This is a genomic window from Ruegeria sp. CDSA246, assembly GCF_059611225.1.
The window spans coordinates 129,749-141,972 of the sequence record NZ_JBXWPD010000008.1 but is presented as its reverse complement, the minus strand read 5'-3'; the positions used below and the strand labels follow the sequence as shown (position 1 = coordinate 141,972).

General features: G+C 58.2%; 11 protein-coding genes. 1 reads left to right on the top strand and 10 read right to left on the bottom strand.

What is annotated here, in order from left to right; genetic code table 11:
• Nucleotides 1–103 precede the first annotated feature (103 nt).
• Nucleotides 104–397, bottom strand: a complete 294-nt coding sequence (locus AC2FI9_RS12230) for an antibiotic biosynthesis monooxygenase family protein (protein WP_496767962.1) — start codon at nt 395–397, stop codon at nt 104–106.
• A 219-nt stretch (nt 398–616) separates the two neighbouring features.
• Here AC2FI9_RS12230 and AC2FI9_RS12225 point away from each other — a divergent pair, with 219 nt between their 5' ends.
• Nucleotides 617–1,798, top strand: a complete 1,182-nt coding sequence (locus AC2FI9_RS12225) for a BaiN/RdsA family NAD(P)/FAD-dependent oxidoreductase (RefSeq protein ID WP_496767960.1) — start codon at nt 617–619, stop codon at nt 1,796–1,798.
• Here the strand turns inward: AC2FI9_RS12225 and AC2FI9_RS12220 are convergent.
• From AC2FI9_RS12220 to mraZ, 9 genes are all read right to left on the bottom strand, one after another.
• A complete protein-coding gene (locus AC2FI9_RS12220; RefSeq protein ID WP_058274332.1) occupies nt 1,795–2,175 on the bottom strand; it encodes a glycine zipper family protein in 381 nt (126 codons plus the stop codon). The two genes, AC2FI9_RS12225 and AC2FI9_RS12220, sit on opposite strands and share 4 nt — an antisense overlap.
• A gap of 99 nt (nt 2,176–2,274) precedes the next feature.
• On the bottom strand, nt 2,275–3,675 hold the full coding sequence (gene murD, locus AC2FI9_RS12215; RefSeq protein WP_496767958.1) for a UDP-N-acetylmuramoyl-L-alanine--D-glutamate ligase: 1,401 nt from the start codon (nt 3,673–3,675) through the stop codon (nt 2,275–2,277).
• Nucleotides 3,676–3,824: 149 nt separating this feature from the next.
• A complete protein-coding gene (gene mraY / locus AC2FI9_RS12210; RefSeq protein WP_108859445.1) occupies nt 3,825–4,907 on the bottom strand; it encodes a phospho-N-acetylmuramoyl-pentapeptide-transferase in 1,083 nt (360 codons plus the stop codon).
• Nucleotides 4,908–4,946: 39 nt separating this feature from the next.
• A complete protein-coding gene (locus AC2FI9_RS12205) occupies nt 4,947–6,338 on the bottom strand; it encodes a UDP-N-acetylmuramoyl-tripeptide--D-alanyl-D-alanine ligase (protein WP_496767956.1) in 1,392 nt (463 codons plus the stop codon).
• Nucleotides 6,335–7,816 (bottom strand): UDP-N-acetylmuramoyl-L-alanyl-D-glutamate--2,6-diaminopimelate ligase, encoded by a 1,482-nt coding sequence (locus AC2FI9_RS12200; protein ID WP_496767955.1) that lies wholly within the window; start codon nt 7,814–7,816, stop codon nt 6,335–6,337. The genes AC2FI9_RS12205 and AC2FI9_RS12200 overlap by 4 nt, the downstream gene beginning before the upstream one ends.
• Nucleotides 7,817–7,837: 21 nt before the next feature.
• Entirely contained in the window at nt 7,838–9,625 is a 1,788-nt protein-coding gene (locus AC2FI9_RS12195; RefSeq protein ID WP_496724381.1) for a peptidoglycan D,D-transpeptidase FtsI family protein, read from the bottom strand.
• Nucleotides 9,622–9,990 carry a cell division protein FtsL gene (ftsL, locus tag AC2FI9_RS12190; protein WP_058274326.1) on the bottom strand — a complete coding sequence of 123 codons (369 nt, stop codon included), beginning with the start codon at nt 9,988–9,990 and terminating at the stop codon, nt 9,622–9,624. The genes AC2FI9_RS12195 and ftsL overlap by 4 nt, the downstream gene beginning before the upstream one ends.
• Nucleotides 9,987–10,979, bottom strand: coding sequence for a 16S rRNA (cytosine(1402)-N(4))-methyltransferase RsmH (gene rsmH / locus AC2FI9_RS12185; protein WP_496767953.1), 993 nt, complete (start codon nt 10,977–10,979; stop codon nt 9,987–9,989). Before rsmH ends, ftsL begins: the two co-directional genes overlap by 4 nt.
• 4 nt (nt 10,980–10,983) lie before the next feature.
• Entirely contained in the window at nt 10,984–11,487 is a 504-nt protein-coding gene (mraZ, locus tag AC2FI9_RS12180) for a division/cell wall cluster transcriptional repressor MraZ (RefSeq protein ID WP_496767951.1), read from the bottom strand.
• Nucleotides 11,488–12,224: the final 737 nt, after the last annotated feature.

Genomic DNA, 12,224 nt, shown 5'->3' with positions numbered 1-12,224 from the left:
ATTTTTGCGTTTGGGCTAGCGGAATGACACGGCAACAGGGGAAATTGACACCTTCAAGCCGGTGATCCGACCCGGGCTTTCCCTTCCAAGATGTACGGATCACCTAGGTTACAAGATCGTAGTGCTTTATCGTTCTGGATTCGACCAACTCGGCCTCTGCCGGATCGATATGTGGACTTTGGTAATCGTCACCAACAAAAGCTACTAATGCGTCCAGGCTGCTCCAAATCATAACAAAACTGAACTCACGCGGTGAATCCGAACGCGGAGCACCCGGCAGGACCTGAACAATGCCTTCGGTGCTTTGCATCAAAGGGATCGCAGTCTCGTGGAAGAACTTTGAAAATTCCGCCTCTTTGCCCGGTCGAACTGTGACTTGGAAAATGCGCATGATCATTGAACCGCCCTCCTGTGCTGTGCATCAAGATGAGTTTTCTTTCCGCGAGCATTCTAACACATGATATCGCGGCCAAATTCGCAAAGGCCTCAGCGACCGCTTTAAATCCCTTTCCCAGAACTGGCAAAAAGGACAAGGACTCACCACCAAACAGACTTACACGACTTGTGTTTTCGTCTAGCCCTTGCCTTCCCTATTAATCCAAGCCATGCGCAGCACATGACTTATGACACGATCATCCTTGGTGCCGGTGCAGCCGGTATGATGTGCGCCGCCTATTGCGGCGGGCGCGTTTTGGTGATCGACCACGCCAAAGCTGCCGGAGAGAAAATCCGCATCTCAGGAGGTGGGCGCTGCAACTTCACCAATATGTACGCGGGACCGGGAAATTTCCTGTCGCAGAATCCGCATTTCTGCAAATCCGCGCTGGCGCGGTACACGCAGTGGGATTTCATTGATCTGGTCGACCGACACGGCATCGCGTGGCATGAGAAAACGCTGGGGCAACTGTTCTGCGACGGATCGTCAAAACAGATCATTCAGATGTTGCTGGATGAGATCGAGCGTGCCGGGGCCGAATTGTGGATTCGGACCGACGTAAAAGACCTGCGCAAGACCGATGGCGGATTTGCTGTGGACCTCGAACGTGAAGGGCAGCGGCTTAGCCTAAGCTGCACCAACCTCGTGCTGGCTACTGGCGGCAAGTCGATCCCCAAGATGGGCGCGACCGGGCTGGCCTATGAGATTGCGCGCCAGTTCGGATTAACGATAACCGAAACGCGGGCCGCGCTCGTGCCGTTTACGTTTTCGGATGGTAAATTCAAGGACCTGTCTGGCGTATCCCTACCCGCGCGGCTGTCGAATGACCGGACCAGCTTTGACGAGGCTCTGCTGTTCACCCATCGCGGGCTTAGTGGACCATCGGTTCTGCAGTTGTCTTCCTATTGGCGCGAAGGCGAGGCGGTCCGCGTAAACCTGATCCCGGATCTGCCGCTGTTAGATTTGCTGCGGGATCAGCGGCAAAGCGGCGGACGCAAGGCGCTGACCACGGAACTCGCGCGCCACCTGCCCGGGCGTCTGGTCGAGTACCTGAGCCATCATATCCCCATGCCAGGCAATCTGGCCGATCAGTCGGACACCGCGCTGTCCGAACTGATCGCAGCACTGTCCGACTGGCAGCTCACCCCCTCGGGCACCGAAGGGTATCGTACAGCCGAGGTGACGCTGGGCGGGATCGACACTGATAGCCTGTCGTCAAAAACGATGGAGGCCAGGGATGTCCCTGGCCTCTATGCGATTGGCGAAGCGGTGGATGTCACCGGTTGGCTGGGCGGCTACAACTTCCAATGGGCGTGGTCCTCGGGCCACGCCGCAGGAATTGCAATCGCCGGGCAGAGTTAGCCGACGACGTTGTAGCCACGTCCGCGCATGCAGTTGCGCACGATAACTTCTTTGTTCTGGTTTTTGTTAATCACGTCTGCGCCGGCGCCAACAAGCGCACCGGCAACTGCCGCACGGCCCAGATTGTCGCTGCTGTCCTGAACAATCCCGGTTACAGCCGCCGCACCTGCCGCGCCTATCGCTGCGTTTCCTGCGGTAGAGCCATCAACGCTGGCTTGTGATGCCGCCAGTTGTTGGCACTGCTGAAGGTCTACGTTGTAGTTCGGGCCGATCGGGCCGTCGACGATTGGTTGATAATTGGCACCTGTGTTGGTGCAGGCACCGGCAACGAGAATGGCAGGCAGGATCAGAGAAAACTTACGAAATGGCATAGTCATAACCTCGTGTTGAATTTGCAGGCAAGCAAAACCAATAATGATGGCGCGTCAAGCTGATAGCATCGCAGCTTGGCCCAACCGGCGGTCTATTGCAAATGGCTATTCCGGAAGCCGTTGCCTGACTTCCGCTACAAAGTCCTCTCCGCGCTGCTCGAAATTGTCGTATTGGTCGAAACTGGCCGCGGCTGGCGCAAGCAGGACTGTCTCGCCGGGTTGGGCATCCTTCATGGCTTGCTCAACAGCCTCGGACATGGTGGTGCAAACCAGCGCATCGGCCTTTAGTTGCATGGCGAAATTCGCGGCCTCGCGACCAATGACATAAGCTTTGACCACCTGGTCTGCGGCTGCGTTCAGAGCGGCGACACCGCCTTCCTTCTCAAGCCCCCCACAGACCCAGCGGACCTTCCTGAAGGCGCTCAACGCCTTGAGAGCGCTGTCCACATTGGTGGCTTTTGAGTCATTCACATAAGTAATACCGCCTACCTCGGCGATGATCTGACTGCGATGCGGCAGGCCCGGATAGCTGTGCAGCGCGTCTTCGATCACGCGCGGTGCCAGCCCAAGCGCGCGACAGGCGGCATAGGCCGAACAGGCGTTTTGGTGGTTATGTGCGCCGGGAAGGCCCGTGATTCCGCGCAGGTCAATCGAGCCCGCTTGCCGTCCCTTGCGGTATTCCGACAAGAACCCTTTACGGGCAAACACCTGCCACCCGGGTCCCGTCAGCTTGCGCGCAACCGACACGCGGATGACGCGATCATCCGCGCGGCCTTCGGCAAGTTGACCGGCTAGAAACGCGCCCTCTTTCTCGTCAATGCCAATCACGGCGCGGTCCGGGCCGCCCTCGGCGAACAACCGACGCTTGGCGGCAAAATAGCCCCCCATCCCGCCGTGGCGGTCAAGATGGTCGGGCGACAGGTTGGTGAAAACGGCCACGTCCGGGGTCAGGGCGCGGGCCAGTTCTGTCTGATAGCTGGACAGTTCCAGCACAACGACCGAACCGTCACCGCCCGGATCAATATCCAGCACCCCACGCCCGATATTTCCCGCCAGCTGTGCCTCGCGGCCGGCTTCGGTCAGGATATGGTGAATCAAAGCTGCGGTGGTCGACTTCCCGTTCGACCCGGTCACTGCGATCACACGCGGCGGAGAGTCATAATTGTTCCACTCAGGCCCTGCAAAGGATCGGAAAAACAGCCCGATGTCGTTATCGATCGGGACACCGGCCTCAAGCGCCGCAGCCACAATTGGATTGGGGTCAGGATAGAGATGAGGAATACCGGGCGAAACGATCAGCGTGGCGATATCGTCAAAAGCGCCATGACGGCGCAGATCGACGCAGACGAACCCCTCGGCCTTGGCCTTTTCCTGGGCGGCAGGATTGTCATCCCAACACACAGGCTCAGTTTTGCCTGCCTGCAGGGCACGCGCCGTGGCCAGCCCCGACCGGCCTAGCCCCAGAACCGCAACCTTCTGCCCTGAAAACCCTTTGACCGGGATCATACTGCCCACCTTTTTTGACGTAAATTTAGCCGCCACACTGCACCGAAGAAATCACTGATGGCAAGGGTGGCAAAAGGCTCGCGCGTCAGCGCGAGCCGGGCCCAACAGGTGGCAGGCGGACCGCAGGTCCGCTGAACCTGGCGGGAGCTTTACCGGATCTTCAGCGTTGCCAGACCGATCATCGCCAGGATCAGCGAGATGATCCAGAACCGGATCACGATCGTCGGCTCAGCCCATCCCTTTTTCTCATAGTGATGATGGATCGGCGCCATCAGGAACACGCGCCGCCCGGTGCGTTTGAAGTACAGCACCTGGATGATCACGCTCAACGCTTCGACCACGAACAAACCGCCGACGACTGCCAGCACCAGCTCATGTTTGGTGGCCACCGCAATGGCACCCAAAGCACCGCCTAACGCAAGCGACCCGGTGTCGCCCATGAACACCGCAGCCGGAGGTGCGTTGTACCAAAGGAACCCAAGGCCCGCGCCAAACAAAGCCGAGGTAAAAATGAAAATCTCACCGGTTCCCGGCACGTAATGAACGTCCAGATATTCGGTAAAGTCGACCCGTCCCACGGCGTAGGCAATCACGCCTAGCGTCGAGGCCGCGATCATCGCCGGCATGATGGCCAGACCATCCAGACCATCGGTCAGGTTCACCGCATTGGCCGCGCCAACGATCACGATGATCGAGAAGGGAATGTAGAATATGCCTAGATTGATCAGTGTATCCTTGAAAATCGGCAAAGCCAGCTGGTTTTGCAGCGCCTCGGGATGATGCAGCGTAGCCCAGGCCGAGGCCAAAACTGCGATTATCACCCCTAGCGCCATACGCATTTTGCCCGAAACGCCCTTAGTGTTCTGCTTCGATACCTTTGCATAGTCATCTGCAAACCCGATCGCCGCATAGGCCAGTGTTACAAATAAGACCATCCAGACGTAAGGGTTGTCCCACCGAGCCCAGACCAGGGTCGATGTCACCAGCGCGCCTACGATCAAAAGCCCGCCCATTGTCGGTGTGCCCGCCTTCGAAAAATGCCCCTCTGGGCCGTCATCCCGAATAGGTTGGCCTTTGCCCTGTTTTTTGCGCAGTACATTGATCAGCGGCTTCCCGAAAAGAAAACCAAAGATCAACGCAGTCAAAAAGGCGCCGCCAGCGCGGAACGTGATGTATCGGAAGAGGTTAAAAAAATCCCCTCCGTCCGACAGGGCGGTCAACCAATAGAGCATTACAAAACCTTTCTCACACTGAGGTCGCGGGCGCGGTCATCAATCAAGCGCGCCCCCTTGCCCCATTTTACGCAAACCGTCAACAATCTGTGCCAATGCCATGCTCAGCGATCCCTTGGCCAACACAGTGTCACCGGTCTGAACAAGCTCTGACATATGCACGGCCATCTCGGTGCTGGTCTCGAACCAAAGCCCGCGTTTGTCCGCCGAAAGTGCATCGTGCAGCGCCTTCATCAGCGGACCAACGCAATGCACTTTGTCCACGCGTTGCATGGCCGAAACATCCGCCATCGCCGCATGCATGGCAATTTCCTCCGGCCCCAACTCCTTCATATCCCCAAGAAAAGCGATACGACGCTGACCTTGCGCGGCGGCCAGAACGTCCAGTGCGGCCTCCATCGACGTCGGGTTAGCGTTATAGCTGTCATCCAGCAATTCGATCCGACCGCCATCGGTCAAAGCGATCTGTTCGCGCACCCCGCGCCCCTTGACCGGCGACCATCCGCTGAGACCTGCAATGGCTTGATCCAGATCGACGCCCATTTCGACACATGCAGCCAATGCCCCCAGTGCGTTCATGGCGAAATGCGTGCCGGCTGACTGCACGTCAAACGCAAACGGGCGCCCTGCGACTGTTGCCTTTGCATGAACCGAGTCAGCCTCTTGGATTACATCGGTCAATGTGTAGTCGGAGCCATTGCGGCCGAAATCCACCGTTTTCGCGCCTAAATCTCGCGCACAGTCGCGCAGGATGTCCACATGCTCGATATCTGCGTTCAGGATGGCCGCACCGTCCTCCGTCAGACCGTCAAAAATTGCGGCCTTCTCATGTGCAATACCGGCCACCGATTCAAACGCTTCGAGGTGTACTGCCGCCACAGTCGTGACCAGCGCCACATGCGGGCGGGCTTGCTGCGCCAGCGGCGAAATCTCTCCGGGGTGGTTCATACCGATTTCGATCACAGCAAACTCAGTATCGCGCGGCATCCGCGCCAATGTCAGGGGAACCCCCCAATGATTGTTGTAGCTGGCAACGCTGGCATGGGTTTTCCCCTGCGTTTCCAATATGGTGGCCAGCATTTCCTTGGTTGACGTCTTGCCAACGCTGCCTGTGACGCCCAGCACACGCGCTTCGGTTCGGGCACGACCCGCCCGACCCAGCGCTTCCAGCCCGGTCTGGACATCTTCGACCACCAACAAGGGCGCGTCTTCAGCCACGCCTTCGGGAATGCGGGATACCAAAGCCGCACCTGCGCCTTTCTCCAAAGCTTGCGCTACAAAATCATGCCCGTCCCGCGCAGCCTTTAGCGCAACGAAAAGATCGCCGGGCTGGATGGTGCGCGTGTCGATCGACACACCATTGACCGCCCAATCCGAAGTGACGCGTCCACCGGTTGCCTCGGCGGCCTCGGCTGCAGTCCACAATGTCATGCCACCCTCCCGTCCAGTGCGGCCACGCTGATGCTGGCCTGTTCGACATCATCAAATGGCAGAACCTGATCGCCAACGATCTGGCCGGTTTCATGCCCTTTGCCCGCAATCAAAAGCGCATCCCCGGGTTGCAGCGCGTCTATCCCGCGCAAGATGGCCTCGGCCCGATCGCCGACCTCGGTGGCCTCAGGCGCCCCACCCATCACGGCGGCGCGTATCGTGGCCGGATCTTCACTGCGCGGGTTGTCGTCGGTGACGAAAACAACATCTGCGTGATTGGCGGCGGCTTGCCCCATCAGCGGGCGCTTGGTCGCGTCGCGATCACCACCCGCGCCGACAATAGCTATCAGGCGGCCCATCACATGCGGGCGCAGTGCCTTGAGCGCGGTCGCCACTGCGTCAGGTGTATGAGCGTAATCTACAAAAACCGCTGCCCCATTCTCTCGCGTCGCGGCCAGCTGCATGCGTCCACGAACCGTCGTGAGATGCGGCAGGGTTTCGAAAACGTGTTCAGGCTCTTCCCCTGCAGCAATAACCAAACCGCAGGCCAACAAGATATTTTCAGCCTGAAAACCGCCGATCAGATTCAAACGGGTTTGGAATATCTTGCCCTGCCAAGAGAACCGCAGGTCCTGACCTGTTGCGTCAAACCGCTGATTCATCAGGCACAGGTCTGCTTCCCCAAGCCCAACGGTCAAAACCTTCTGCCCCCGGTCTTTGGCAATCCGGAGGACCTGAGCCCCCTTGGGATCGCTCATGTTGACGACAACGGTGCCGTCTTGCGGCAGGACCCGATCAAACAGACCTGCCTTGGCGTTGAAATACGCTTCGAACGTTTCGTGGTAGTCCAGATGGTCCTGAGTGAAGTTCGAAAACCCCGCCGCAGCCAGCTGTACCCCATCCAAGCGACGCTGTTCCAACCCGTGCGAGGATGCCTCCATCGCAGCATGAGTCACTCCGTTCTCTGCAGCCTTGGACAGGCAACGATGCAAAGTGATTGGTTCGGGCGTTGTATGGGCTAGTGGTGCGGTCCATGCGCCCTCGACCCCTGTCGTCCCGAGGTTCACCGCGGCGTGACCAAGTTCAGTCCAGATCTGGCGAACAAATGTCGCGACCGAGGTTTTGCCATTGGTGCCGGTAACCGCAACGATGGTCTTAGGCTGCGCTCCGAACCACAGCGCGGCGCACCCGGCCAACGCCTGACGCGGGTCCTCGACCACGATCAGCGCCGCATCTGATGCGGCCAGTTCGTCGGTTGCGATCTCTGCCCCTTCAGCATCCGTCAGGATGGCCGCGGCCCCCATACGCAAAGCGTATTGAATGAACTCACCGCCATGAACACGTGTACCGGGAAGTGCCGCAAAGAGGAAACCGTCTTTGACTTCGCGGCTGTCGACCGCCAGCCCTGTGACATCAGGATTGGTGCCACCTCGGGCGGTCAGGGCCAGTTGGCTCAGTTTCTTTGTCCTTGCGCCCATGACCCACCTCGTTTGGACAGCCTAATTTGAGGTCAGCGTTATAGCAGCGCCGGCCTCAGGCTCAACCCGAGGACGCAGGCCCAGCAACGGTGCGATGCGCCCGATCAATTCTGCGGCCACGGGAACCGCTGTCCAGCCTGCCGTACGGCGCTTTTCGCCATAAGCAAGGATGGATGGTTCGTCCAACGTTACGATCAGGACGTATTTTGGGTCATAGGCGGGAAAGAACGTCGCAAAGGTCGCAATCACCTTGTCGTCGTAATAACCACCACGCGGCTTGGGCTTATCCGCGGTGCCGGTCTTACCGGCCACATCATAGCCTGCCACATCGCCAAAACTGGCGGTGCCATCTGTTACCACCCGGCGCAACATGTTCTGCGCCTGTTTCGCGGCGTTGTCGGACATTACCCGAGGACCGTATTGCGGCCCATTTTTGCGCAGGATGGTCGGGCTGACGTAATGCCCGCCATTGGCAATCGCCGCGTAGCCCGCAGCCAGATGCATCGGGCTGGTCGACAGGCCATGACCATACGAGATGGTAACCGTGCTCAGTTCGCCCCATTTCTTGGGCTTCAGCGGCTCACCACCCTTGGCTTCGACGATTTCGAACGGGGTCGGATCGAACATACCAAGCGATTCCAGGAAATTCTGCTGGCGCTGCGCGCCGATCTGCAACGCCAGCCGCCCGGTGCCTCGGTTCGAGCTGTGGACGATCACATCCGCGACGCTGATCTTGCCATAGTTCTTGCCGTTGAATTCACCAATCGGGAAACGGCCGATCTTCATTGGCCCAGAGGTATCGATTATCGTGTTCGAATTCACCAAACCCAACTGAACCGCCTGCGCGGCGGTGAAAATCTTAAACACGGACCCCAGTTCGTAAACGCCCTGTACATAGCGATTAAACAGCGGACTGTCGGAGGGGTCGAACCCCGAGGTCGGCGGGCGCGGACGATCATTGGGATCGAAGGACGGCAATGAGGCCGCCGAGATCACCTCGCCCGTATGCGCGTTCATCAGAACCGCCGACGCCCCCTTGGCGTTCATGATCTTCATGCCGCCATATAGCACCTGCTCAACCGCGGCCTGAACGGTCAGGTCTAGCGAGAGCTGTAGCGGCTTAGTCCCATTCGCGGGATCACGCAGGTAGTCGTCGAATTGCTTTTCAACACCGGCCACACCGATCACTTCGGCCGCGCTGACGCCTTCGCGCCCAAAGCTTGATCCGCCCAAGATATGCGCCGCCAGACGGCCATTCGGGTACAACCGCATCTCACGCGGGCCGAACAGAATGCCCGGGTCACCGATATCGTGCACGGCTTGTTTCTGCTCGGGCGAGATACGCTTTTTGATCCACAGGAACTTGCGGTTGCCGGTGAAGTCCTTGACCAGGCGTTCTTTTTCCAGATCTGGGAAAATCGCGACAAGTTGATCAGCAGCAGCAATCGGGTCGATCATCAGCGGCGGCTGCGCATATACAGAATAAGTATCCAGATTGGTCGCAAGAATGCGTCCTTCCCGGTCGACGATGTTGGCCCGCTGCATCGCAATGGCTGCACCCGGGGCCGAGGCCACAGGTTCTTGCGCTTCGGACGTGGCCAACATGCCCATCCGGACGCCTACGACCGAAAAAGCGCAGAAAAAGAACAGACCCAGCACCAACAAGCGGCCTTCAGCACGAGTGCGGCTGCGGTCTTTCATGTCTTCGTGACGCTTGCGGATATTTTCGCGCTCAATGGCTTTGGGATTCTCGCCCCGCGAACGCGCGTCAAGGATTCGGGCCAGAGGGCGCAGTGGCGTGCGGGTCATGGGATCTGCACCTCACCCAGCGCCTGAATATTGGTGATGGCCTGCAGCTCGATCGGATCGACGATTGGCAGGTCAGGATCTTCCGCATAGGCAATCTGATCGGCGCGACCGAACTGCTCGGCCCGCAGGGGCAAAAGGCCCAGCCGTTCAAAGTTCAGATCAGCAAGCTCACGCAACCTGTCGGGGCGGTTCAGATAGGCCCATTCGGCGTTCAAAACCGCCAGCTTCACCTGCGCCATACCAATTTCGCGCTGCAGCTTCTGCGTTTCCTTCACCACCTGCTGCGTGCGATAGTTTTCCTGATACGCCCACAGCGCCAGTCCGAACACGGACAGAGCAGTCAACACATACAAAACACTCTTCATTTTGCTCTTCCCCCTAGTTGCGGCATACCAACGGCGCGGGCATCAATTTCCCCCGACGGCGCATCCGTTCGAATTGCAACGCGCAGCTTTGCCGAGCGTGAACGCGGATTTTCCTGCAGCTCCTGATCATCCGGCCCCACGGCTTTACGAGTCTTGAGCGTGAACTGCGGCAGCTCCTGTTCAATCTCGGGCGCATACCGATTGGCCCGGCCCGTCTTGCCCGCACGAGACTGAAAGAACCGTTTGACCATCCGGTCTTCGATCGAATGAAACGTCACGACTGCCAGTTGCCCGCCCGGCTTCAACGCACGTTCCGCAGCCATCAGTCCTTGATACAGCTCTTCATATTCAGCATTCACTGCGATCCGCAGACCCTGAAAACTCCGCGTTGCAGGGTGGGACTGCCCGGGCTTGGGTCGCGGCAAACAGGATTCGATGACCTGGACGAGGCGCAGAGTCGTTGTAATCGGCTCTTCCGCACGCGCTTTGGCGATGGCCTTGGCAATGCGGCGGCTGGCACGTTCCTCGCCATAATGATACAGGATATCGGCAAGTTGTTCCTCGGTCGCGGTGTTGACCAAATCAGCCGCGCTTTCGCCTTCCTGACTCATTCGCATGTCGAGCGGGCCGTCTTTCATGAAAGAAAAGCCGCGTTCCGCCAGATCCAGCTGCATCGACGACACGCCCAGATCCAGAACGACACCATCCAGATCCTGTGCGTATTCGTCCATGCGTGAGAATACACCTTGCTGCATCACAAGCCGGTCGCCATAATCTCCGACCCAATCCGCCGCCATTTCAAACGCCAACGGATCACGGTCCACGCCGATGACCTTATCTGCACCAGCCTCCAGCAGGCCCCGTGTATATCCGCCTGCTCCAAACGTTCCGTCCAGCCAGACACCTGACACGGGCGCCACAGCTGCCAGCAATGGACGCAGCAGAACGGGAATATGAGGTTTATCGGAAGGGATGTTAGCGCCGGCCATGCCGTTACGCATCCCCGGTGCCGTCAAGGAACTCCAAAGGATCGAAATCCTCGGGCTGTTCGTCCAACCACTCTTCGGCTGCAGCGAGTTCTTCGGATTCGTAAGTTTCCGGCTTCCAAATCTGGAACGTGTCACCCGCGGCGATAAAGAATGCCTCACCTTCAAGGCCAATCTTGTTACGCAGCTTTGCCGGCAGCACCAGTCGGCCGGTTTCATCCACTGTGGTCGGAAAGGACTGACCATGGAACATGCGCTGCAACATCTTCCGCTGCATCGATCCGCGCGGCAGCGCGTCGATCTTGGCATCGACCTCTTCGATCGCTTGCATGGTATAGCATTCCAGAAATTTGCGACGGTGGTCGCCGTAGACAATTACAAGCTCAGGTGTGTCGCCGGGCTGCCAGTTCGGGTCCGAGGATTCAAGCACACGGCGAAACGAAGCCGGGATCGATACCCTGCCCTTCGTATCCACCTTATGGTGGCTTTCACCTCTAAACCTGCGCGCCAAGACGACTGTCCCTTCCGCTTGCGCCCCACTTAAAATTCACTCCCCCAGATGAAAAACGGCGGGTTGATCTGCTGCCACTGATCAACCCGCCGCATTGACCCGCTGTGCGGGATGTCCAGCTGCGCGCGCCACCTGGGGGGATGTCTGCTCGCCCGCGCGCCGGATCTCTTGATTGATGAAAGCGAGATGCCTGTATGAAACCTGATTTTTGTTGTTTCGGGGTCGTTTGGTGCCCCATGTGCCTCGTCCTCATCGGATGAATTAGGGATGACATGGGAATTCATGGAAATCAACAAAAAATTTGCAGACCTTATGTTCAGACTCGCAGTTTAGCCAACGCGATTGAGAAAGAAAACCACCCTGTGGACACCAATTGTAGATAATTGCGGCAATGGTTGCACTAAATAAGCCAATTTTGAACCCACTCCAACTATTCCCATAATTTCCCAGATATTTCCTCAAAGGGCGAAGGTTTATGATGAGCGTAGCGAAAATGGGCCACTTGATTAGCGAATCACTCCAGCTTTAAACCTCAACCACATGTGGATTCTTCGCCGCTCCAGCTGACGCCCATGAATTCCCACGAACCGAAATCAACATGTCAGCCGCCGCGCGCCTGGCCCATCCAATACACAAAGCGCACAAGAATTGACAAACTCCGCTCAAAAGACGCGCAAACACGAAAATCCAGAAAATCTTGTTGAAACCTTCCTTTGGGGAAGCATCAGCTGAAGGCC